Raw genomic sequence first — 22,874 nt, 5'->3', positions numbered from 1 at the left:
GAAAACCGTAATTATCAATCAGGTAGTGGATGACAGTCGAGCCAGTTCGCCTGCAGGCAGGCGTCGATAAACCAGGCCAGTGCACGGCCCTGATTATCTTTGCGCCAGGCCAGATAGAGCGGCACCTGCGGGCGTGGTACGCTGCACGGCAGCTCTATCAGTTCGCCCTTAGCCAGCAGTGATGCCGCCAGATACCGCGGCACGAAGCCTACACCCACCCCCAGCCGCTGCGCTTCCAGTTTGGTGTTCATATCCGCTACCCGCACACGCTGCCGACTCTCCAGTATGCCTGATGAACGGGACGGCATGCTCAGCGAGGAGTCTGCCACCACCACAGTGGGATAGGCGGCTATTGCTGCGGCATCCAGCGGCCCGTCATGCAGAGTCAGAGGGTGCTCCGGGGCCACGGCAAATACGAAGCTCACTTCACCCATCAGGCGATACTCAAACGCTCCCTTGGGCAGGTCACCACTGCCGCCCAGCGTCAGATCGCAGCGATCCGCAACCAATGCCTCCCAGGCTCCGCCCAACACCTCTTCACTGATATCCAGTGCCACCGGCTTATCCAGTTGATGGAAGGCGCGAATCTGCCGCAGCAACGGCTCTACCGGCAGAATCGTATCGCGTGCAATACGCAGCCGGGTTTCCCAACCGGACTCCAGCTGTTTGACCGCCTCCTCCAGGCGACTGGCAGCCAGCAGCAGCTCCCGCCCCTCTGCCAGAACAAGCTGTCCGGCGGAGGTCAGGCGCGCTCTCTGCCCGCTGCGATCAAACAGACTGACACCCAGCTCCGACTCCAGTTTCTGCACCGTGTAGGTCAGGGCTGAGGGAACACGAAACAGCGCATCCGCGGCGGCTGAAAAGCTGCCCTTACGTTCGATCGCATCCAGCACCCTCAGGGCGTCCAGCGTGATGGCATGGTGCATGATCTGACAATCCACTCGATATTCAAATAATTTGAACATCAATATCAAATCATTCCGCTTTTATGTCAAGCGATCCAGGCATAAAGTTCACACATTGCCGATTAGTGAACAAATCACTATTCAAATTTAACGAACTGAATGAGAACACATGCCATGAATAATCTGAACACACTTTTTAACACTTTGATCAAAACCGACAGCCAGTGGGCCTCTCTGGCACTGCGTCTGCCGCTGGGCATCATCTTCGCTGCACATGGTGCACAGAAGCTGTTCGGCTGGTTCGGCGGCTATGGACTGGAGGCTACCGGACAGTGGATGGCCTCGATCGGCCTGACACCTGGCTATCTGATGGCACTCGGCGCAGGTTCGGCAGAGTTCTTTGGCGGCATCCTGCTGATCTTCGGTCTGCTGACACGCCCCACAGCGCTGATTCTGGCCTTCACCATGCTGGTGGCGATCTTTGCCGTACACTTTGAACATGGTCTGTTCCTGAGTAACAACGGCTATGAGTTCGGACTGGCGCTGCTGTCAGGCTCTGTGGCACTGCTGCTGGCAGGTGGTGGCCGCCTGAGTCTTGATCGTCTGCTGCAGGCACGCATCTGATATATTGACAGGGGGGCGGTCATGCCGCCTCCCGGGAGGGTTCGCATGATTGAGATCAGAAAGGCTAACGAACGAGGGCGAGCCAGTTTCGGCTGGCTGAAGAGTCTACACACCTTCTCCTTCGGGCACTATCATGATCCGAAGCAGATGGGATTTTCCGCACTCAGGGTGATCAATGATGACCGCGTGACGCCGGGAGCAGGATTCGCTCCGCACGGCCACCGGGATATGGAGATCCTCACCTATGTGCTGCAGGGCAGGATTGCTCATCGCGACAGTGAAGGAAATGTCGCTCATCTGCCCGCCGGTGAGTTTCAGCTGATGTCTGCAGGCAGTGGGATCACCCACAGCGAATACAACGCTTCAGACAGTGAACATCTGCATTTTCTGCAGATCTGGATTCTGCCTGATGTCTACGGACAGAGCCCGGGTTATCAGCAGAAGGACTTCGGTCAGAAGCCAGGTCTGACGCTGGTGGCCAGCTCGGATGGTGCAGCGGACAGTCTTGTGATCAAGCAGAAGATGAAGCTGTATCAGTTGCTGCTGGAGCCAGGAGAGACCCTGCACCTGGATTCCGATGTTAACAGACGCTACTACCTGCATCTGATTGATGGTGATCTGAAGATAGAAGGACTGTCAGTTGATGGGCCTGTATCTGCTGAAGAGATAATGCATCCTGGAGATGGCGTCCGCTTGGGTGAGCTGACACAACTGCAACTGACAGCGGGCGAAGAGCCGGTCAGAGCTCTGCTGTTCGATCTTCCCTGATTCTGACAGGCGTCATGCTCCTCATAACAACACGAGGGTATTGGCGCCTGACTCGTCTCTCCGTTATGCTGCGCTTTGCAACTCATGGACTCAGCCATCGTAAACAGGAGAGCAGCATGTCACGCAAACTGGTGATCAAACGTGGCAAGAAGGTCGGGGCTGCACCCGGCACCCTGGTGCACGTAGGAACCGGAAGTGCCGCCGAAACACAGCTGGAAGTATTCGATTTCGATCAGACCCATCTCACGGAGCAACGTCTTCGTGATCCTGAACTCTGCCTCCCGTTGCTGACCAGTGACACTGTTTCCTGGATCAATGTCGATGGCACCCATCAGGCCCCCTTGATCGAATCCCTCGGCAAACTGCTGCAGCTTCATCCATTGGTGATGGAAGATATCATGAATACCGATCAACGCCCCAAGCTTGAGGAGTATGATGGCTATCTCTATATCGTCTTGAAAATGCTTCAGTTTGATCAGAAAACGCGTGAGATTCGTACTGAACAGCTCAGCCTTATTCTGGGTGAACGCCTGGTGATTTCGTTGCAGGAACAGCCGGGAGATGTATTTGACGGAGTCCGTGAGCGACTGCGCTCAGGCCGCCGAAAGCGTTTTCTTGATGCCGACTATCTGGCCTACGCCCTGATAGATGCTGTGGTGGATCACTACTTCACGCTGCTGGAAAATCTGGGAGATGAGATAGAGCTGCTTGAGGATGAGCTGATCAAGAACCCTACACCCGGCACTCTGGCACATATTCATCACTTCAAACGCGAGATGTTGCTGTTACGCAAGGCCGTCTGGCCGCTGAGAGAGCTGCTCAGCCGGCTGAGTCGTGATGAAACACCGCTGGTCAGCCAGGAAACGCGCCTCTATCTGCGCGATGTGTACGATCACACGATTCATGTACTGGATACGATTGAAACCCTGCGCGATCTGCTGGTCAGCATGCTGGACCTGTACCTGTCGAGTGCCAGCAATCGCATGAACGAAGTAATGAAGACACTGACACTGATCGCCACCATCTTCATGCCCCTGACCTTTATTGCAGGTGTCTATGGCATGAATTTCGAATTCATGCCTGAGTTGGCCTGGCACTGGGGCTACCCTGGCGTGTTGCTGTTCATGACTGCTGTTGTCTGCGGCCTGCTGCTCTACTTCAAACGCAGGCACTGGTTCTGATCATCAACAGCGACCTTATTGGGCAGGTTTATACCACCACCTGATTGCGCCCAAGCCCCTTGGCCTTGTAAAGGCGCTCATCCGCACGGCGAAAGAGCATATCAGCGGAGTCGATAGCCGCCTCTACTGAGGTGGCCAAGCCGATACTGATAGTGATGAAGGGTTTAACCTCCGAAAACTCATGCTTGATGCCAAGTGCTTCTATCTGGCGCCGCAGTGCCTCGGATACTTTCAAGGCATGATCCACATCCGTGCCGGGCATGATCAGTACAAACTCTTCACCACCAATACGCGCTGCCAGATCACCCGGGCGTTTGGCTGCCAGCTGCAGATGACGGCCCAATGCCTGCAGGACTCTGTCGCCTTCGGCATGGCCGTAATGGTCGTTGTACTGTTTGAAGCAGTCCACATCCACCACTGCAATTGCCAGAGGCAAACCATTACGTCGTGAGCGCCGCCATTCCGCTTCAAACACGGTGTTGAACTGTCTGCGATTGGGCATCTCTGTCAGGCCATCAATATTGGCCAGCAACTCCAGCATGCGACGCTGACGCACCAGTTTGATATGTGTCGCGACACGCGCTCTGACCACCAGACTGTTGAAGGGTTTGACAATATAGTCCACAGCGCCCATCTGCAGCCCCTGAGCCTCATCCTCCGGTCGATCCAGACCGGTAATGAAGATCACCGGAATCGTCGATGTTCGCTCATCGCCTTTCAGGGCCTTTAAAACCTGATAGCCGTCCATATCAGGCATCCTCACATCCAGCAGGATCAGATCAGGCGATTGCTGACGCGCCAACGCCAACGCCTGCTCCCCTGTTTTGGCCAGAATCACCGTATGATCCACCTTCAGCAGACTATCCAGCAGATGCAAACTGCCGACATGATCATCCACGATCAATATCTTATCCGACAGCAGTGATCTCATTTCATCTCTCCCAGGCTATAGCCCAAATCGGTCACCAGAGCATTGAGAAGTATACGCGCGGCTTCATACTCCACCTCATCCAACGCCAGACGTATTCTGGAGAGATAGGATTGACACTCACTATTGACCGCCGGCATCAGCTCATCCAGCAGATCGGAAGCGCGGGTGTTCGCTTCCGACAGGAGCTGATCCAGCCTTGTCAACTGCTCCATCAACTCTGATACAGGCAGTATCCGTGCCTCCTCAAGAACCTCGACCGGCTGTCTGATACGGCTCAGAGCCTGGATGAGCTGATCCAGTTGTTTCACCAGATCGGGTATCAGCATTGCAGCTTCCTGCTGTTTACCCTGCCTCAGCGCAACCTCAACCTGACTGGCCTGACTGGATAGCTCAAGCGCCCCCAGATAGGCTGCAGCAGACTTGATGGAGTGAGCCTGGTCTGTCACCTCATCCAGCTTTCCTGTACGACAGGCATCCGTCATGCTGGCTGACGCATCGCTATAGGTACTGCGGAAATTATCTATCAGTCTGAACAACAGTTCGCGGTTCTGGTTCAACCGGCTCAGTGCCAGTTCCCAGTCAACCCCTTCGATTGTCGGCAGTTGCTCATCTCCTGCTTCCCTCTGACTGACCGGGCTGGACTCTGCCAGATAACTGTCAGCCTCAGGTGCACTTGAGTAGCGCTCTTGCGGGATGGGTTTCATCCACTTAACCAGCGTCTGATAAAGATGATCCGGATTGATCGGCTTGGTGATATGGTCATTCATGCCAGCCTTGAGGCTGACCTCATGATCACTGGCCAGCGCATGAGCGGTCATGGCAATGATCGGCAGATTATCTGATGACCACTGATCACCCAGTTGCCTGATACGACGTGTCGCTTCCAGCCCATCCATCACAGGCATCTGAATATCCATCAATATCAGATCAAACTCACCTTTCCGGGCTTTGGTCAGAGCCTCCTCACCATTGACGGCAAGTTCAAGATCAAGGTTTATTCTGAGCTCAGAGAGCATCTCTACCGCCACTTCCCGATTGATCGCATTATCATCAACGATCAAAACTCTGCCACCTCGTCTCAATTTCAAGGCAACAAGAGTCTCCTGATTCAGCTCTTCCAGATCCATGCCGGACTGAAGCCTTGCACTGTCGGGGCTCAGAATATCCTGCAGGTGCTGATACAGTGAGGCAGGGTGTACCGGCTTGATCAGGAATCCATCCAGGTTGGCATCTGCCGCATCCCGCATCACATCTTCCAGCGCAAAAGCGGTGACCATCAGAACTGCCGGTGCGCTGGCAAGCCGTTTATCCGTTCGGATCCGACGTGCAGTTTCGATACCGTTCCATCCCGGCATGCGCCAGTCCATCAGCACCAGATCAAATGCCTGACCCTGCTCACTGGCGCGCTCAAGTATCGCAAGAGCAGCAGGCCCAGATTCAGCGGTAACAACATCCAGACCGAAGTAGCCAACCATCTCCGCCATCACTTCGCGTGCAATCACATTGTCATCCACCACAAGAATACGAGATGGTGGCAAGCCTGCTCTCAACTGGCTGCCCGTATATTCAGGATCAAGCCCAAACTCCAGTACAAAGCTGAAACGACTGCCTACACCCGGCTGACTCTCCACCTCTATATGACCACCCATCAGATCCACCAACTGGGCACTGATCGCCAGCCCCAGCCCAGTGCCACCATAGCGCCGGGTAATGGTGGCATCTGCCTGAGTGAAGGGCCGGAACAGTGCCGATACCTGATCAGCATCCATGCCGATGCCTGTATCACTGACCGAGAACTCCAGTTGTATGCGTTCACCAGTGCGACCGACAACCCGGATCCCGACCACAATTTCGCCTTGTGAGGTAAATTTGGCCGCATTGCTGGCCAGATTGGTCAGCACCTGCCCCAGTCGCAGGGAGTCACCAATCAGATGGATCGGTACATCCTGCGCCACTCGAAGTATCGCCTCGACCCCTTTCGGATCGCAGCGCATCACGATCATATCGGCCAGGTGATCCAGCACATCATCAAGATCGAAAGATGCAACCTCAAGATCCAGCTTACCAGCCTCTACCTTGGAGAAGTCCAGGATGTCGTTGATGATACCCAGCAGATTTTCCGCAGCGGTCAGCGTTTTCTGGAGATAGTTGCGCACACGAGTATCAGGGCCGGCTTTCAAAGCCAGTCGACTCATACCTATGATCGCGTTCATCGGGGTTCTGATCTCATGGCTCATATTGGCCAGGAACATCGACTTGTACTCAGCGGCCTCCTCAGCCCTGCGTTTAGCATCCACCAGCTCCAGCTCAGCCTGTCTGCGTGCGGTGATATCCTGAGTGACCAGCACAACCCCCTTGTCCGGATCTCGTGAATCGACCAGTTTGGCATGGGTGGTGCACCAGATCTGACTGCCATCCTTGCGCACCATCTGAAGATCCGCATGATAGGGATCACCCGACAAAATAGTTCTATAGGCCTGATCCCCCTGCTCAGCGAACTGTTTCTCTGTGGTATAGAGCACTCGGGTGGATTGACCGTTCAGTTCTCCCTGACGGTAACCAAACAATTGTTCGAATCCGGTGTTACAGCGCTGAATCACACGATCCCTGAGGAAGGCTATGCCGGTCAGTGCATTATCCAGAATGGCCTCCTGCTCCAGCAGGCTCTTCTGCAGGTCTGCGGTATGCTGTCGCACCTTGTGCTCCAGATGCAGCGTCAGATCCCTGTTTTCTTCACTGATCAGTCGTACCTTGTCTGCCATGGCAAACGCCAGCAGCAGCGCATCAAGCGTCACTCCCACCAGCCCAAGCAGGTAGATATTGACATTGATACTGGGCAGAATGCCGAGATTCAGCATATTACCGATCATGTTGGGGATCAGCAGCGTGATGTAAGCCAGCAGGAAATATCGTGCCGGACGGAACCCTCTGCGCCAGGACATGAAACCGACATAAAGCCCTGTCATCATCATCCCCGCGGTGGCGATGGTCGCAAAAATAAGCCCCCATCCGGGCGACACCAGTGAAAAGGGGATGCCTATCACACCAAGCGCCGCTATGGCCAGGCCAAACTTGGCTGCACGCGGGTGATGCCGCCACAGATTCAGCAGGCGTATGAAGAACAGAGTATTGAACAGTGGCAGGAGCAGAAAACCGACCATATGCAGACCCGGCGCTCTGAAGTCGAACAGCTCAGCATGCACATTCAGTACCTGCGCCCAACCCCAGACCCAGCACAGTACAAACAGTGAGTACCAGAGATAGGTTTTGTCTCTCGCCCCGACAAACACGAAGAAGTTATAGATCGCCAGCGCCAGCCCTATGCCCAGGCAGAGCATGATCAATGCATTCTCCCAGGTCACAAGACGAGCAAAGTCAGCCTCTGTTTTCAGAAGAATCTTGGTGGGGGCGAAGAAAAAATCACTTTCGAAGAGTACTACCAGATCATAACTCTCACCGGGCAGGAGCCTGACCGAGCCACCATAGTGGTACTGAAACTCATGATCATGTCGATAGCCGGTTTTCACCTCCTGCATGCCAACCGATGAGTAAAGCCTCAGCGTGATATGTTCAACTACCGAGCCATAGGGGTAGAGTGCCCAATGAATATGCTCGGTATCATTGGTGATACGGGCATGCAACCAGAAGGCGTCGCCATCAAAGGCAACCTTGTCCAATGGCTCAAGCCTTTCCAGCCACTCATCAATATCACCGACATCATGAGGAAACTGCTCAGAATTTCCCCTGAGCAATCTCCCCGATTTCATTAGATCAACCCCCTGCAGATCGCTGGCCCAAAGCGTAGAGGCATGCTCCTGCTCTGCAACGGCCCAGGTGGAGATAAACAGTAGCAGGACGAGCAAGACTCGCTGCAGGCAGGGGGTAACAGATATCACAGATCTTTTTCTCCTACGATAACAGCAGGCAGGCCGCAGATGGCACGAGATGTGTGCATGCCTGCCATGGTTGCCGCCTCGACACAACCGGCATTCAGCCCCGTGCGGATCCAGTCACCGGTCAGATAAAGGTTATCAAACAGGGTCTCATTCGTACCCAGTCGATATTGACTGCTGTTCACAACCGACAGCACATAGCGTTCGGAGGGGTCTATATTACTGCGCCAGTACTGGGCATCAAAGCGCGCTTTCCCCTTGCGCTGCAACGGGTCGATCAGGATTGACCAGTCGAACTCCCCTGGCGAAGCAGCCGAGGGCAGCAGATTCCAGATATCCTGCTGCAGCTGATTCACGGCACCGTCCCGGGCCTCGGCCCGACAGCGTGCCGGAAAAGCATGATCAGAGGGTGGCGGAAAGTCGGACACAGGCTGCACACTGCAGAAATAGGACACATTTTTGGGCTCCAACGCAGGTGGCCAGTCTTCACGACACAGTAACTGATCCATCGGCGCCCAGGTATCATAGGGCTCCGTGAATGCGCTCAACACCGGCTGCTGGCCGTCCGGCTGATTGGTCCAGCCCATATTGGCAAGCGTGGTATCGGTCCAGATCTGATAGGCCTGGGTCACCACGGTTTTAACACTGCCCACCATCTTATCCAGCCCTTTATCCTGCACCAGCAACTGCGGACAAAGATGTGGAATGGATCCGACCGAAATACCGAAGATCACCTTATCGAAATCTACCCCTTTTCTCAGGTGAAGAGTGGAAAGCGGTTCACCAAACTGACGTTGATAGACCTCAGGCCAGTCACTCCAGAAGGACTCCAGATTGATATGGTTATCTTGCAGCAACTGGGCCTGTACCGGATTTATCTGCTGGTAATTGGGCACTGAAGGCCAGCAGGGAAGCCCCTTCACATCCACCAGGGGCTCATAAATATCAAGGCCATCGCGCAGGTCTACCTGCCGGGTCATACGGATCTCGGCAATGCTGTTACCCTCGGGCACCAGTTCGTTGACCTGATGGAAATAATGGAAGTTCACGCCACGCCGCTTCAGCACCTCATACATGGGTGCAAAGATGGTATCCCCCATGCCTGCCTGCATCTTCCACATGACACCGCCCTTGTACAGCAGCGCGATCCGCATCATGGCACGCAGCAGGGTTCCAGCCTCGACATTGGGGCGGGATATATCCCCATCGACATAAGCAAAAACCAGATCGTAAAAGCCACGCACCGGTGCCGAATTGACGGTATATTGCTCATTGGCACCGTGCTTGCGCAGCCAGTCCATGAAATCGATATCATTGATGACATCAAACCCCTGTTCCAGTACGCCATCTTCCAGCATGCCTATCCCGATGCAGAGCCCCAGATCCGCCATGATGAAGAGCCTGCGAATCTCGGCATGAGTATCCAGCAAGTGATCAAAGCGATCATCGAGCCAATGTTTAAGCTGCTTTAGCAGAAAATGCAGGACACTTCCGTGTTGCGTGGCAACCGCCTTATCACCCTGAGCCAGTCCCTCCAGCATTTCACCGGTCAGATCCAGTGCTTCCTTGATATCGGTCTGAAAGCGTGACGCCAGCAGGTCGGCATCTTTTGACAGATAGCTGGCCAGTTGTTTGAAAGCAGGATGTGCACCCGTGATGGCAGGATCACTCAGTGTCGCATCCACTGCAGCCGCCTGAGGATGTGCCTGCAACTGCTGCATGAACTGTTTGATCCAGTAATAGAGCTTACTCAGCAGTGCCCAGATACTCAGCTCTTCATTGCTATGGGCCGGATTACCGGGTACTTCGGGAAACATCAGAGGCCAGCTCTGCCACTGCTGATCGATCCACTCTTGCAACACTATGAAGTCATGCGGTTTGAAGGCATCCTGCCAGGTGGCAAGCGGTGCCTGAGGTGGTCTGTCCAGCGTTTCATAGCAGGTCTGTATGGTACGAAAAGCATTGGCATAAAAGCCAAACCAGATATGCAGGCCATGCTCCTCGATACGCTCACCCATCTCGGGATTGCGCCCGCTCGCCCCCTTACCTCCGAGCCTCCAGCCGAGCTGATAAACATCTATCTGATATTTTGACTGCCAATCCGGCGTCTCGGTCAGGTAGAAGGCTGCGGTCATGGCTGCCACGCCGCCGCCCAGAATGGCAATCTTCTGTGGTTGTGCTGAATCTGACATCATCCCTATCCCTATCAGTCTTCGCTGGTCAGCTCAAAGGCAGCCTGCTGATTAAAGTCAAACAATACATTAAAGTTCAGCACACTGCTCTGAGTACCCACCTGAATGCCGAACATATCCTGCAGTGGAAACATATCCACCTGATTGAGCGTGAACTCAAAGGCATGTCCATACAACTTGATATCATGCAGCTTCTGTACCACCGAGGGTGAATGCAGCAGTTTCTGATACACCGCATTCTGCCCTTCACCATCCGGAAACTGCTTTAACAATAGCTGATCAACTTGAGGATGGAAAAAATCCGCTACCAGTTTTGCCAGATCCTCCAGATCCAGTTTGAAACAGTCCGCATCAGACCTCATCAGATCGAAGCCCTCCCGCAGCAGCTCAGACAGATCTGCCAGCGGTTTCTCCTCACCGCTTGTGACCTTCTCGACGCGAAACAGCTCAACCGGCGCCATTTTGGTATCCGGCGAGAAGTGTGTGAAGGCATCTACAGTCATGCTGAACAGGTCTGGATCGGCACCGATTGAGGGCATCTGATAGTCACACAGGTACTTGTTGAAGCCCCAGATTTCACGCCCATTGACCAGTGCATAGATGTTGTTCACGCAGATAAACGCAGGATACCAGTAAATTTTCTTGATCTTCATACCCTGCATGCGCGCAACCGGTATCCAGATGATGATATCGGTTTCCTGAAACCAGCCCTGACTGGCATAGGGCTCTGATACCGGCTTGATATTCTCGATATCGGTGAAGGTGAGCATGCAGTAGGACATCAGTGCCTGGAAGCGATCCTGCCCCAACGGCACCACATTCAGCGTTTCATCTATATACTGTTGGATATTGACGACATTCCCTTTGATGAAGAAGCCATACATATTGGCATTCAGCATACGACAGGGTGGTGCAGCGATGACTTGTCCAGGAAAACGGGCGTAGGGTGTCTGATCTGACATGGTCGCTCCTTGTTATTATTGTTTCTTCAGGTTGAGATCCGTCAAAGATGCATTAAATTGATACAAAAGAAAACCCAAACCCTATCATAGGAGAAGCATATGACAGACTCAGGCCGGCACTCGGCTATAGAGTCTGCTCCTCCTGAACAGTCACTGGAGCTGGAGATGCTGCAGCATGAGCTATAACAAGATAAAAGTATTTGATGCTCATCTGCATATCATAGACCCGCGCTTTCCGCTGGTCGCCAACCAGGGCTACCTCCCGGATGAGTACACCCATGAGCACTACCTCGCAGAAATGCTGAACTATGAGCTGGCGGGCGGTGTCGTTGTCTCGGGATCCTTTCAGGCACAGGATCAGAGCTATCTGCAGGAGGCGCTGAAGCAACTGGGCAACCATTTTGTTGGTGTCACCCAGCTCCCCCCGACGGTATCAGATGAAGAACTGATTCGACTCAACCACCTGGGCGTTCGCGCGATACGTTTCAATTTCAAGCGTGGAGGCGGTGGAGCGGTCTCTTACCTGGATAAATTTGCAAGACGCGTTTACGAAACAGTCGGCTGGCACGCCGAGGTGTACGCGGATGGCGAGATGCTGGCTGAGCTCTGCCCGATTCTTGAATCCCTGCCAGCGCTGAGCATTGACCATCTCGGACTCAACCGACGCGCCTTCAGAACACTGCTGCATCTGGCCGAAAAGGGGGTTAAGGTGAAGGCCAGCGGCTTCAGTCGTGTCGACTTTGATATTCCCTCTGCCTTAAAGGCACTCTATGCCGCCAATCCCGACGCCCTGATGTTCGGCAGTGATCTGCCCTCCACACGCGCTCCGCTTCGCTTTCGTCATGAAGATATTCAACTCATCTGCGATACTCTTGAACCCGATCAGGCCAAGCGGGTCCTCAGTGGCAATGCGATTCGTTTCTATCGGCTGCGCTCAGGTGTCTAGCCCCAAATTAACCCTTCGAGTCAAGGCAGCAACAGACAGGCATTGGCCGACTTCAACACTGAACCCTCCTGCAACAGATCACTCTCCTTGCTCAGTAGCAAGAGATAGGGCTGGCCTTCAGTCAGTGTCAGCAGATGTCTGAGTTGCCACTCAGATACCTCCTGCACAGTGCTGTCCGGTAATCTGTTTTCAATAATGCTCCTTAGCAGTGGAAGTTCGTCACTTTTCGCGGGCAACAGACAGATCAGTGGCAATTGCTCTCTCTCGGCCAGTCTGCGGGCAGACTCAATCAGCCGAGGGGCGCTGTCAATCTGATCGCAATACAACAGCAGAAGAGAGAACTGACGCCCTCCCTGCCAGAACAGCATCACAGCACCCGGAAATCTGATCCACCGGGGAATATCTGCAACAGGGCTCTCACCGGGATGATCTGTCACCAACAGTACATCCTCAAGCTCCTCTTCAGAGAGCCCCTCTTCAGTTGCAGCAGTGCGCCGGTAATCGTGGTCTGCCGTGTGTGAAACCTCAAGGCTCCAGCGCAGCGGCTGACGCCTGGAGAGCTGTTCAAGGCAACCACGGTATCTGTCATGCGCCAATCGCAAATGTCGTCGCAGGCTGTCGACACGCAGGGGTCTGGCACGACCGGTCATCAGGCTTATCTCACGCCCGAAGGGCAGCTCTGCACAGCGCATCAGATTCTGATCCTCAATGAACACGGCTCTGAGTTCCGCCTGTCGCTGGGCAGCAAAGCTAGCCACCTGCTCCAGAGCGGTTATTCCGCGATGACTGCTGTCGAGGTAATAGACTATGCGTTTCATGCCGGACCCTCTTCCGCCTCACTGTCCAGGTTTTTGCCGTCATCTGCTTTGCTCTTGTCACGTGACTGTTCATGCTGAACCTTATTCAGATATTTCAATCGTTCCTGAACCAGACGACTGAAGCTACCCTCAGTATAAACCCCCTCGCTATCCAGCTCACCGGCCGGTAAACCACTGAGCAAGGCCAGTGCATGATCCAGGGTTTCGATGGCATAGATGCTGAATTCCTTACGCTCCACGGCTTTGCGAACATCACTGTTCAACATCAGATTGACCAGATTACTGGCCGGAATCAGCACCCCCTGCTCCTTCGCAAATCCGCGTGATCGGCATATTTCGAAGAAGCCCTCTATCTTTTCATTCACCCCACCGATCGGCTGCACCTGACCTAGCTGGTTGATTGATCCGGTCACGGCGTAACATTGCTTCAGCGGCACTTTGGCGATTGCCGACAGTAATGCACAGGCTTCGGCCACCGAGGCACTGTCACCCTCAATATGACCATAGGACTGCTCAAACGTGATACTGGCCACTATCGGCAGATTACTCTCCCCGGCATAGCGGGAACCGAGCAGATTCGACAAGATCAGTACAGACTTCGAATGTACAGCCCCGCCAAGCTTGGCCTCACGCTCAATATCGATCACCAGCCCACGCCCCAGTCGAGCCGTAGCAGTTATTCTGGCAGGACGGCCAAAGCGGTAATTTCCGAGATCATAGACGGTCAAGCCGTTCACCTGACCGACCACTTCACCCTCTGTATCGATCAGGCTCTTGCCAGTCAGGATACTCTCGGTCATGCGTTCGTGGATCCGTGATGCGCGAAGCTTGCTTTCATCTATTGCCGTCTGCACTGCATCGACCTCAATGACTGACTGTTGCTCCTGCTCAGCCCAGTAGTTTGCTTCGAGCAGCAGGTCAGAAAGGCTCTCCCCCTGAGCCGACAGATAAGTCTGATCCTGCGCCAGACGACTGGAATACTCAATCACTCTGGCAACCGCACCTGCTGTGAGGGGTCGCAGCTCATGACGTCTGGCAATCCCGGCAATAAAGCTGGCATAGAAAGACAGGTTTTTCTCAGTGACAGGAATCTCATCCGCGTAGTCCGCCTGTACTTTGAACAGCTTGTTAAAATCCGGGTCCCACTGGCCCATCAGGTAGTATAGATAGCGACTGCCAATCAGTATCACCTTGACGTTGAGTGGCACAGGTTCCGGCTCCAGAGAGACAGTGCTGGCCAGGCTATAGAAGCGTTCAATTGATTCAATCCGGATCTCTGAAGCAAACAGTGCGCGCTTCAACGCCTCCCATACCATCGGTTGCGAAATCAACTTGCGCAGATTCAGAACCAGATAACCGCCATTCGCACGATGCAGCGCTCCAGCCCTGATCAGCGTGAAATCACTGACCAGCGCCCCCTGAACCACATGATGTTCAACCCTGCCCAGGGTACGTCCCAGATTGGGCAGATCTTCATGGATGATCGGGGCTCCCTGAGTCTCGCTGTTATCCACCAACAGATTGAGCTGATAGCGCGCCAGCAGGGACTCCGGCAGAGAACCCTCATTCATGTGCCCGAGAAACACATTTACATGACGACTCAGATCCTGTTGGATCGACTCGATATGACTGCAAATAGCATTATTGTCCCAATACTCACTGCGCAGCTCATCTATTGCATTGCCCGCTGCAAAAACCACCATCTCTTCATTCAGATGCTGCAACTGCTCCTGGGTATCCTTGCGCCACAGGGTAAACTCCTGCAATACGGCCTGCAGTTGCGACTCTATCCGCCCTATCGCCTGCTGCATTTGCCTGCGTTCCTCTTCGGGCAGTGCCAGAAAAGCCTTTGAGTCCAGCACCTCTGACCCCTTGCGTGGCGCCAGGGTATAACCGGTCGGTGTATGCAGCAGTACTATTCCCTCTTTTTTAGCTTCCTCCTTGACCTCCATGATTGCCGCCGCCTGACGCTCAGCCAGTGATTGATTAAGATCAGACACGCGGCTGCGATACTCGTCTGTTTCAAAAACCGCGGGAATGGCGCTGCGCAACTCATCCACCAGGCGCTCCAGCCCACGGGCAAAGCGTTGCCCCAGCCCCGCCGGCAACTGCAGCAACTTCGGAGCTACAGGTTTATCAAAGTTATACACATAGCAGCAGTCCAATGGCACCGCTTCACCAGCCGCACGCGTCTGCAGAAAGGACTCCACGATCTGCTGGTGGCCACTCTTTTCCGGCGCCATGACAAACACATTGAAGCCTTTGCTGCGGATGCCTGCCCCGAACGACAAAGCCTTGAGCAGACGATCCTGTCCAACGGTCGATACACTGTCATTCAGTTGAGCTGTTGTATCAAACCCCAGCGTGCTGCCTTCACAATGGCTGTACAACTGATCAGCTGTCAGAGGTATCATCGGGGACATGCTTATCTCCTTATCATCACCGCTACTCTCGGAAAATCGTATCTACCTTCACTCAAGTCTAGCAGTCTCCCGGCACTGATCTACCCGAACATCAGACAAACAGCCTGAACATTCGGAGCAACCCGCGAAACGGCGAGTTATGACCTAAAATTAAAAATGTCATAACAGCATGGAAATTTCATATGCATACAACCAGTACAGCCACCACATCCAGGTTTCTGGCTGTCATGCTGATCATGGCAGCAGCCCTTGCTGGCTCAGTCAATCTGGCAGTGTCTGACACGCTTGATGCTCAAGCAGGGAAAACAGAGATTTCAAAAGTATTGAGAGCTGACTTTCGTCACCGCCCACCTGAAATGGTGTTTGATGGACAGTACAGCCGCATGATCAGTCCACTCAAGGATATTCTTGAGGAGGCCGCCGCGAGGACAGGCTACAGCATTCACTGGACGAATCGCCCCTTTGCACGCAGTTACGAAGAGCTGCAGACAGGTGCGATCGATCTGGTACCGCGCACAATACGCAACCAGGAACGCGAGGCATTCGTCGCCTTTCTCGGCCCCATTGCCACACAGCGCCGGGATATACTGTTTCTGGTCAGACCCGGTGAAGAGGGCAGGATACAGTCCTATGAAGACCTGTATGATATGACCATCGGGGTCAAGCGAGGCACTGCCTATTTTGATCGCTTCAACCAGGATGAGCTGCTGCAGAAAATTGAATCAGTAGATGATACGAATATGGCTCAGATGTTTATCCATGGGCGCTTTGACACCATGGTTATTCTGGATCAATCTGCAATAGAGATAGCACTGGAGAAGCTGGGCCATAGTGAATACAGCTATGCGCACTATCGCTACCTCAACGAAATAGGCAACTACTACGGCATGTCACGCCAGTCACCCCATTTCCATATTTATGACGATCTGAATAAGTCGCTGCTGGAGATGGTGGAATCCGGTCGGATACGAGAGATCTACGAGGCACATGATCTGCTCTCTGAACTGGAATAACACCTGCCCTTGAGTTACCTTGTCTGCATAAGCCAACCATAAACTGCAGGCCTGCCTTCAGCTCGCCTGCTTCAGGCAACAGGAATAGAGTTGTATGTCAGCCCCGGAAAATGACAATGTCTGGAATGCCCTGCGTGATGAAGTCACCTCACTGGCCCTGAGTGAGCCGGTTCTCGCCAGCTATTTTCATGCCACCGTCATCAATCACGATACGCTTGAGGACTCCCTCTCCTATCTGCTGGCAGGTAAGCTATCGTCGCTGGACCTCCCTGCCATGAGCCTGCGTGAAGTACTGTGGCAGGCACTTCATACCTCGTCAGATATCGCGGATATCACACGCAAGGACCTGTGCGCCACCGTCGATCGTGATCCTGCCGCCAACAGCCTGGCCAACCCCTACCTAAATCACAAGGGGTTTCATGCGCTGCAGGCGTATCGCATAGCCCACTGGTACTGGCAAAAGAACCGCCGTGCTCTGGCACTCTATCTGCAAAGCCGCATCTCAGAGGTCTTCGGTGTAGATATTCACCCTGCAGCCCGTATTGGCAGTGGTGTGTTCATTGATCATGCCACCGGGCTGGTGGTCGGCGAAACCGCTGTCGTGGGGGATAACGTCTCCATGCTGCAGGAGGTCACGCTGGGAGGTACTGGCAAGGACACTGGCGACCGCCATCCCAAGGTTGAGCGCGGTGTACTGATCTGTGCCGGTGCGAAGATACTGGGCAACATCCGTATCGGTGCCGGCTCCAAGGTCGGTGCAGGCAGCGTGGTACTCGAAGATGTGCCACCACACTGCACTGTTGTCGGGGTACCCGCCCGTGTCGTTGGTCATCCCGGCTGCGCTGAACCGGCACTGGCGATGGATCAGGAGATCGAGAGTGGCGGCGAATAATATTTCCATTATTCTAGAAATATCTTGACGACCTCTGTTTCCATGTCATAATCAGCCAAATGACAAGACTGACACTCGAACAGGCATCAGAGCAGCTCGCAGAACTGGGCCACCCTACCCGCCTCAGCCTTTATCGTATACTGGTAAAGGCTGGCAACCGGGGTATGCCGGTCGCTGATATTCAGCAGCAGCTTGATGTCCCGGGTTCCACTCTCTCGCACCATATCAGCCGTTTGCTTAAGGTTGGATTGGTCGTGCAGGTACGTGAAGGGCGTGTGCTCAGATGTCATGCGCAGTATGAACGCCTGAATCTGCTGATCCAGTTTCTGATGGAGGAGTGCTGTGCCGATGAACGTTGTTGATTTTTTCGCCCAAATATTTCGATAAATCCAGAAACATAAAAGGATTAAGCCATGAAGCCGCTGACTCCCCATCACAACATCAGTAAAACCCTGCGCCAACTGGCGGAGGGACAACAACGCCAGAACCAGCACCCACCTCGCATTCTGGTGCTCTACGGATCGCTGCGACCTGAGTCTTTCAGTCGCAAGCAGGCACTGGAGGCCGCCACGATCCTGGCTGACTTTGGCGCCGAAGTGCGCGTCTATGATCCGGCTGGTCTGCCGGTGTTTGACCACACCTCTGCTGATCATCCCAAGGTAAGGGAACTGCGCGAACTGGCCAGCTGGAGTGAAGGCATGGTCTGGAGTTCGCCGGAGATTCATGGCAATCTTTCCTCAGTGTTCAAGAACCAGATCGACTGGATACCACTGACTTTGAACAACGTTCGTCCGACCCAGGGTAAAACCCTCGCCGTAATGCAGGTCAGTGGTGGCTCGCAGTCATTCAACGCTGTTAATGCCCTGCGTATACTGGGGCGCTGGATGCGAATGTTCACCATCCCCAATCAATCCTCTGTGCCGATGGCCTGGCAGCAGTTCAACGAAGATGGCAGCATGAAAGACTCCAGCTATCGTGACCGTGTGGTGGATGTCATGGAGGAGCTGTTTCGGATTACCCTGCTGATGCGCAACCATGGCGAACTGCTGACCTTTCGCTTTTCCGAAAACAAGGAGCTCTATGCCGCCGAAGGAAACAGCATGACCGATAATCATGACACCACTAAAGTCAAAGTGTCATGCTGCGGCTGATAGATCGGTCCAGCCATGCAACGATTCTGGCCAGTCTGGTTCTGACCCTGACGCTGGTCTCCGATGCTATCCTTTATCTGCTGCTGCCGCTCTACTTCGAATCCTTTGGCATCACGCTGCTCTGGGTCGGACTGCTGCTGTCGGCCAACCGTTTTGTCCGGCTGCTGATAAATCCCTGGCTGGTGCAGTACTTTCAACGCGTCGGGGCACGCAACGCGACACTGCAGGCGGTCGTGCTGGCCACACTGGCCAGCCTCTGCTTCGTGGTGATCGCCAGCCCCTGGATACTGCTGCTGGCCAGGTTGCTATGGGGTTGTGCCTACGCACTGATGCGTCTGGCCTGCCTGCATTACGCCACTGAGCATAAAGCCAGCAGTATGAAAAACCTCGGCTGGTATACCACCTTTCAGGAGATAGGCCCGTTACTGGTACTGCTGGCAACCCCCTGGCTGACTCTGCATCTATCAATCTCGGCTGTGCTGATTCTGGCCAGTACTCTATGCCTGATCGCCCTGTTGCCCGCTCTGGCATTGCCAAAGCCCGAAAAAAACGGTGTCGGATCGGCAAGAGCAACCTTTCCCTGGCCCACCGGCTGGCATCAGATCACCTTTCTGGTCTGTCTGCTGTTTGATGGTGTCTGGATGGTGATGCTGGCCCCTCAGCTCGTTGCGCTGGACAGAACCACTGCAGCAGCACTCGCCACTGCAGCACTGCTGATGGTGGGTAAGCGAATATTCAACCTCAGCGTCGGACTGATCACCGTGCGCTTCAACCCTTTTGATCGTCTGACAGTATGGCTTTATGGTGCTCTGGGACTACTGCTGATATCCGGCCTGCTGATGCCGGGAGCAGGCATCATCTTCGCCAGTGTTCTGGCGATTATCGGGCACGGGCTGGTGATGATTCTGCTACCCAAACTGCTGGCTGATGAAGCGATCGATGATACGGCACGCCAGCTCTCGCTCAACACCTTTACTTTCTGGCGCGATCTGGCAGCCGCCTGCGGCGCACTGATCGCTGCCGTGCTGGTGACTCAGGGCATTCTCGACTGGTTCTACTGGAGTGTGACGCTACTGATTGCACTGCTGATATTTCGGCAATGGAGAAAGCACAGAGTCCTACCATCTTGAAATCGGAATTGAAGAGAAAGCCGATAAGATAGCTGGCACTGGGAGGATGCAGTATTGGTCGGAGAGACAGGATTTGAACCTGCGACCCCTACGTCCCGAACGTAGTGCTCTACCAGGCTGAGCTACACTCCGATACTGCTGTGGATATTTTAATCCTGTGCGCCCTGAGCGCAATACCTACTTGATTAATCTATCCTCCATCACAGAAAAGCTGTTCTGCAAGCGCTCAAACAGACTATCAACTGTCACCGCCAGCAGACCGATCAGAATCGCTCCCTGCAGCACATAAGCCGTGTTGCCATTGACCAGGCCGGAGATCACCGGATCACCCAGGGTGCTGGCACCGATAGTCGAGCCTATGGCCGCGGTTGCGATATTGATTGTCACCGAGGTTCTGATACCCGCCAGAATCACATTCATTGCCAGTGGCAGCTCTACCTGCAGCAGCACCTGAACAGATGACATGCCAACTCCTCTGGCTGCCTCCAGCACAGATGAATCAATCCCCCGCAACCCAACCAGGGTATTACGCACGATCGGCAGCAGGCCATACAGAATCAGAGCAAACATCGTTGGCACAGCACCGAAACCGAATAGAGGTACAGACAGCGCCAATACAGCCACTGGCGGAAAGGTTTGACCGATGGAGGCCACTTGGCTGACCAATGGCAGGAAATCCCTGCCCCAGGGACGGGAAACGGCGATGGCTGCACCGACACCGATCACTATCGATACCAGAGCTGCGATGCCGACAATGCTCAGATGATTCAGCAGCAGGCTGAGAAAACTGTCACGACTGTAGATCACCGCGCGTGTATCCGGCTGAATCCACTGAAACAGCGTTTCCAATTGGTGTAACCCAAGCGCAGCACTCAGCAGCAGCGCCAACCAGAAAAGCGGCATGAAACCCTGATGCATGATTCTGCGAACAAGACTCACGGGGCAGGCTCCAGTAACTGATCCAGATGCAGCACCCCGATCTGATTACCCTGCTGATCCAGAACCGGCAGGCTGCGACAATGGTGTGTCAGCATCAATGACAACGCCACCCTGATACTGTCTGTGGCCTGCAGCGATGGTCCATCACCATCAATCATGTCATCTGTAAGCTGCATCAGATCACCCGATCTGAGCAAGCCCGCCTGTTTCAAGCCTCGCTCCTGACCTCCGAGCAGGCTTTCCACAAACTCACTAGCAGGATGTCGCAACAGCTGCTGCGGAGTGTCCTGCTGCACGATCTTTCCCTTATCCATCACCACTATGCGCGTCGCCAGCTTCAGCGCTTCATCCATATCATGGGTCACGAATACGATGGTTTTATGGATCTGCGACTGTATCCTGAGCAGCTCATTCTGCAGACTTTCACGTGTGATCGGGTCCAGCGCACCAAAAGGTTCATCCATCAGCAGGATATCCGGGTCTCCTGCCAGCGCCCGTGCAACACCAACCCGCTGTGCTTGACCACCCGACAACTGACTCGGAAACTTGCCGGCAAACTCCTCATAAGGCAGATCCAGCAACGCCAGCAGTTCGCGGATACGGGCATCGATCTTCGCCGCTGGCCAACCCAACAGACGCGGCACCACCGAGATATTGCGTTCAACACTCCAGTGTGGAAACAGACCGGTACTCTGAATCGCATAGCCGATACGCCTGCGCAACTTCTGCTCATCAATCTGATAGATCTCTTCGCCATCGATTCTGATGCGACCATCCGAGTGAGGCAGCAATCGATTGATCATACGCAGCGTCGTTGACTTGCCGCAGCCTGAGGTGCCCACCAGCACACAGAACTCGCCCGACTCGATGGTCAGCGATATATCATCCACTGCGGTGGCATCCCCGAAACGCTTACTGACATTGATCAGCTCTATCATCCTTTGACTCCCGGCTTGAAACGATCAGCCGCTGCGCTGAAAAAAGCATCGGCCAACAGCGCCAGCACAATAATGGGCAGTGCCCCCAGCAGAATCAGATCCATAGCCGCCTGCCCAAGCCCCTGAAAAATAAAAGTACCGAACCCACCGGCCCCGATCAGTGCTGCCACCGCCGTTAAACCTATCGCCTGAATGGTAGTGATCCGAACCCCTTCAATAATGATTGGCAGCGCCAGAGGCAGGCGCACCTGCATAAACACCTGCCTGGGGCTCATCCCCATACCGCGCGCAGACTCCAGCACATCAGCACTGACTTCATGCAGAGCGATAAAGGTATTGCGCACCATTGGCAGCAGGCTGTAGGCAATCAGCGCCAGCAGTGCCGGTGCCCAGCCGATACCACGCACATTCAGCTGTTGTAGCAAAGGCGAATTGGCAGAGAGGTAACTGAGTGGCGCAATCAGCAGGCCAAACAGCGCGAGGCTGGGAATGGTCTGGATAAAACTGAGCACACCAAAGCAGCTTTTGCGTGCAGCGGGATAACGATTGAGCAGCAGCGCCAGTATAAAGCCGGATACCAGACTGAATCCGACTGCCCCGCCAACCAGCGCCAGATGGCTGCGCAATGCCTGAGCGAACTGCTGGGATCGCGTCTGATACTCACGCATCAGTGCCAGAGGCTCAAGCCAGGGCACAGAAATCAGAATAACAGCCAGTATCAACAACCAGATAACCAGTGACCAGCCGGCATGGAGCCTGATGCGCTGTTTGATCTCGATCAGCATCAATCCAAGCAGGAACAACAGTACCCAGAAACCCGCACCAATACCGGCACGAGCATAGGGCAAAGCGGGATCAATATGACGTTCGATAAACCAGCCGAGGCTCAAAGGCAACTGAAGTATCAGCAGGACGACAATCATCAGTTGATACAACAAAGCTCTTGATGAACGCACAGGAGTGCATGCACAGATAACCAACAGCAGTGTCAGAACGGATGCCCAGGGCCAGCCCAGAGCCGACATCAGCGACTGCCCGGCTCCGGGCACAATACGATTAGGCTGCACACTGGCATAATCCAGCCCCCAGAGGGATGCCAGTGCCAGCAATACCAGCACCAATAAAACCCGGTTAACGGGCAAGGTCGATTTCACGTACAGCAATCCCG

At 54.2% G+C, this 22,874-nt stretch carries 19 protein-coding genes and 1 tRNA gene; 9 read left to right on the top strand and 11 right to left on the bottom strand.

What is annotated here, in order from left to right:
- Positions 1–14 precede the first annotated feature (14 nt).
- On the bottom strand, positions 15–965 hold the full coding sequence (locus F7R27_RS05245; protein ID WP_240776238.1) for a LysR family transcriptional regulator: 951 nt from the start codon (positions 963–965) through the stop codon (positions 15–17).
- Positions 966–1,079: 114 nt separating this feature from the next.
- On the opposite strand from F7R27_RS05245, the gene F7R27_RS05240 reads away from it, so the two are divergent.
- The 3 genes from F7R27_RS05240 (at position 1,080) to corA (ending at position 3,478) form a co-directional block, all read left to right on the top strand.
- Entirely contained in the window at positions 1,080–1,529 is a 450-nt protein-coding gene (locus tag F7R27_RS05240; RefSeq protein WP_151703150.1) for a DoxX family protein, read from the top strand.
- A gap of 45 nt (positions 1,530–1,574) precedes the next feature.
- Positions 1,575–2,297 (top strand): pirin family protein, encoded by a 723-nt coding sequence (locus tag F7R27_RS05235; protein ID WP_151703149.1) that lies wholly within the window; start codon positions 1,575–1,577, stop codon positions 2,295–2,297.
- A 116-nt stretch (positions 2,298–2,413) separates the two neighbouring features.
- Complete coding sequence (gene corA / locus F7R27_RS05230; protein ID WP_151703148.1) at positions 2,414–3,478, top strand: magnesium/cobalt transporter CorA; 1,065 nt, start codon at positions 2,414–2,416, stop codon at positions 3,476–3,478.
- A 28-nt stretch (positions 3,479–3,506) separates the two neighbouring features.
- On the opposite strand, the gene F7R27_RS05225 is transcribed toward corA, so the two are convergent.
- From F7R27_RS05225 to F7R27_RS18690, 4 genes are read right to left on the bottom strand one after another with little or no spacing between them, the layout of a single operon-like run.
- Positions 3,507–4,409, bottom strand: a complete 903-nt coding sequence (locus F7R27_RS05225) for a GGDEF domain-containing protein (RefSeq protein ID WP_151703147.1) — start codon at positions 4,407–4,409, stop codon at positions 3,507–3,509.
- Entirely contained in the window at positions 4,406–8,305 is a 3,900-nt protein-coding gene (locus F7R27_RS05220; RefSeq protein ID WP_151703146.1) for a response regulator, read from the bottom strand. The genes F7R27_RS05225 and F7R27_RS05220 overlap by 4 nt, the downstream gene beginning before the upstream one ends.
- A complete protein-coding gene (locus F7R27_RS05215; RefSeq protein WP_206060380.1) occupies positions 8,302–10,494 on the bottom strand; it encodes an NAD(P)-binding protein in 2,193 nt (730 codons plus the stop codon). Before F7R27_RS05215 ends, F7R27_RS05220 begins: the two co-directional genes overlap by 4 nt.
- 14 nt (positions 10,495–10,508) lie before the next feature.
- The gene (locus F7R27_RS18690; protein ID WP_206060379.1) at positions 10,509–11,456 is read right to left on the bottom strand and encodes an acetoacetate decarboxylase family protein; all 948 of its coding nucleotides are present in this window, start codon (positions 11,454–11,456) and stop codon (positions 10,509–10,511) included.
- A 175-nt stretch (positions 11,457–11,631) separates the two neighbouring features.
- Between F7R27_RS18690 and F7R27_RS05210 the strand changes: the two genes are divergently transcribed.
- Positions 11,632–12,402 (top strand): amidohydrolase family protein, encoded by a 771-nt coding sequence (locus F7R27_RS05210; RefSeq protein ID WP_151703145.1) that lies wholly within the window; start codon positions 11,632–11,634, stop codon positions 12,400–12,402.
- A 20-nt stretch (positions 12,403–12,422) separates the two neighbouring features.
- Here the strand turns inward: F7R27_RS05210 and F7R27_RS05205 are convergent, their stop codons facing one another.
- Positions 12,423–13,220 (bottom strand): hypothetical protein, encoded by a 798-nt coding sequence (locus F7R27_RS05205; protein WP_151703144.1) that lies wholly within the window; start codon positions 13,218–13,220, stop codon positions 12,423–12,425.
- Entirely contained in the window at positions 13,217–15,643 is a 2,427-nt protein-coding gene (locus F7R27_RS05200; protein ID WP_151703143.1) for a Lon protease family protein, read from the bottom strand. Before F7R27_RS05200 ends, F7R27_RS05205 begins: the two co-directional genes overlap by 4 nt.
- 182 nt (positions 15,644–15,825) lie before the next feature.
- Between F7R27_RS05200 and F7R27_RS05195 the strand changes: the two genes are divergently transcribed.
- The 5 genes from F7R27_RS05195 (at position 15,826) to F7R27_RS05175 (ending at position 19,829) form a co-directional block, all read left to right on the top strand.
- On the top strand, positions 15,826–16,656 hold the full coding sequence (locus F7R27_RS05195) for a substrate-binding periplasmic protein (RefSeq protein ID WP_151703142.1): 831 nt from the start codon (positions 15,826–15,828) through the stop codon (positions 16,654–16,656).
- A gap of 94 nt (positions 16,657–16,750) precedes the next feature.
- The gene (gene cysE / locus F7R27_RS05190) at positions 16,751–17,548 is read left to right on the top strand and encodes a serine O-acetyltransferase (RefSeq protein WP_151703141.1); all 798 of its coding nucleotides are present in this window, start codon (positions 16,751–16,753) and stop codon (positions 17,546–17,548) included.
- Positions 17,549–17,607: 59 nt separating this feature from the next.
- A complete protein-coding gene (locus F7R27_RS05185) occupies positions 17,608–17,910 on the top strand; it encodes an ArsR/SmtB family transcription factor (protein ID WP_409523094.1) in 303 nt (100 codons plus the stop codon).
- Positions 17,911–17,961: 51 nt separating this feature from the next.
- Complete coding sequence (gene arsH / locus F7R27_RS05180) at positions 17,962–18,699, top strand: arsenical resistance protein ArsH (protein ID WP_151703140.1); 738 nt, start codon at positions 17,962–17,964, stop codon at positions 18,697–18,699.
- Positions 18,687–19,829 carry an MFS transporter gene (locus F7R27_RS05175; protein ID WP_151703139.1) on the top strand — a complete coding sequence of 381 codons (1,143 nt, stop codon included), beginning with the start codon at positions 18,687–18,689 and terminating at the stop codon, positions 19,827–19,829. The genes arsH and F7R27_RS05175 overlap by 13 nt, the downstream gene beginning before the upstream one ends.
- 55 nt (positions 19,830–19,884) lie before the next feature.
- On the opposite strand, the gene F7R27_RS05170 is transcribed toward F7R27_RS05175, so the two are convergent.
- The 4 genes from F7R27_RS05170 to F7R27_RS05155 all read right to left on the bottom strand — a co-directional run bounded on the left by F7R27_RS05170 (position 19,885) and on the right by F7R27_RS05155 (position 22,860).
- Positions 19,885–19,961, bottom strand: a tRNA-Pro gene (locus F7R27_RS05170).
- 45 nt (positions 19,962–20,006) lie between these two features.
- Positions 20,007–20,747 (bottom strand): ABC transporter permease, encoded by a 741-nt coding sequence (locus tag F7R27_RS05165; RefSeq protein WP_151703265.1) that lies wholly within the window; start codon positions 20,745–20,747, stop codon positions 20,007–20,009.
- 17 nt (positions 20,748–20,764) lie between these two features.
- Positions 20,765–21,706, bottom strand: coding sequence for an ABC transporter ATP-binding protein (locus F7R27_RS05160; protein ID WP_151703138.1), 942 nt, complete (start codon positions 21,704–21,706; stop codon positions 20,765–20,767).
- Positions 21,703–22,860, bottom strand: a complete 1,158-nt coding sequence (locus tag F7R27_RS05155) for an ABC transporter permease (protein WP_240776237.1) — start codon at positions 22,858–22,860, stop codon at positions 21,703–21,705. Before F7R27_RS05155 ends, F7R27_RS05160 begins: the two co-directional genes overlap by 4 nt.
- Positions 22,861–22,874 lie beyond the last annotated feature (14 nt).

The organism is Nitrincola alkalilacustris (assembly GCF_008973755.1).
Classification (GTDB): Bacteria; Pseudomonadota; Gammaproteobacteria; order Pseudomonadales; family Balneatricaceae; genus Nitrincola; species Nitrincola alkalilacustris.
Note: the sequence above shows the minus strand (reverse complement) of the source record. Positions and strands in the feature narration are given on the sequence as shown.

Excerpts from the sequence above, each read along its gene's own strand:
- arsH (WP_151703140.1), top strand. The coding sequence starts at position 17,962 with ATGAAGCCGCTGACTCCCCATCACAACATCAGTAAAACCCTGCGCCAA.
- F7R27_RS18690 (WP_206060379.1), bottom strand. The coding sequence starts at position 11,456 with ATGTCAGATCAGACACCCTACGCCCGTTTTCCTGGACAAGTCATCGCT.
- F7R27_RS05240 (WP_151703150.1), top strand. The coding sequence starts at position 1,080 with ATGAATAATCTGAACACACTTTTTAACACTTTGATCAAAACCGACAGC.
- F7R27_RS05160 (WP_151703138.1), bottom strand. The coding sequence starts at position 21,706 with ATGATAGAGCTGATCAATGTCAGTAAGCGTTTCGGGGATGCCACCGCA.
- F7R27_RS05225 (WP_151703147.1), bottom strand. The coding sequence starts at position 4,409 with ATGAGATCACTGCTGTCGGATAAGATATTGATCGTGGATGATCATGTC.
- F7R27_RS05200 (WP_151703143.1), bottom strand. The coding sequence starts at position 15,643 with ATGTCCCCGATGATACCTCTGACAGCTGATCAGTTGTACAGCCATTGT.
- cysE (WP_151703141.1), top strand. The coding sequence starts at position 16,751 with ATGTCAGCCCCGGAAAATGACAATGTCTGGAATGCCCTGCGTGATGAA.
- F7R27_RS05185 (WP_409523094.1), top strand. The coding sequence starts at position 17,608 with ATGACAAGACTGACACTCGAACAGGCATCAGAGCAGCTCGCAGAACTG.
- F7R27_RS05245 (WP_240776238.1), bottom strand. The coding sequence starts at position 965 with ATGTTCAAATTATTTGAATATCGAGTGGATTGTCAGATCATGCACCAT.
- corA (WP_151703148.1), top strand. The coding sequence starts at position 2,414 with ATGTCACGCAAACTGGTGATCAAACGTGGCAAGAAGGTCGGGGCTGCA.
- F7R27_RS05235 (WP_151703149.1), top strand. The coding sequence starts at position 1,575 with ATGATTGAGATCAGAAAGGCTAACGAACGAGGGCGAGCCAGTTTCGGC.
- F7R27_RS05210 (WP_151703145.1), top strand. The coding sequence starts at position 11,632 with ATGAGCTATAACAAGATAAAAGTATTTGATGCTCATCTGCATATCATA.
- F7R27_RS05215 (WP_206060380.1), bottom strand. The coding sequence starts at position 10,494 with ATGTCAGATTCAGCACAACCACAGAAGATTGCCATTCTGGGCGGCGGC.
- F7R27_RS05205 (WP_151703144.1), bottom strand. The coding sequence starts at position 13,220 with ATGAAACGCATAGTCTATTACCTCGACAGCAGTCATCGCGGAATAACC.
- F7R27_RS05165 (WP_151703265.1), bottom strand. The coding sequence starts at position 20,747 with ATGCATCAGGGTTTCATGCCGCTTTTCTGGTTGGCGCTGCTGCTGAGT.
- F7R27_RS05175 (WP_151703139.1), top strand. The coding sequence starts at position 18,687 with ATGCTGCGGCTGATAGATCGGTCCAGCCATGCAACGATTCTGGCCAGT.
- F7R27_RS05195 (WP_151703142.1), top strand. The coding sequence starts at position 15,826 with ATGCATACAACCAGTACAGCCACCACATCCAGGTTTCTGGCTGTCATG.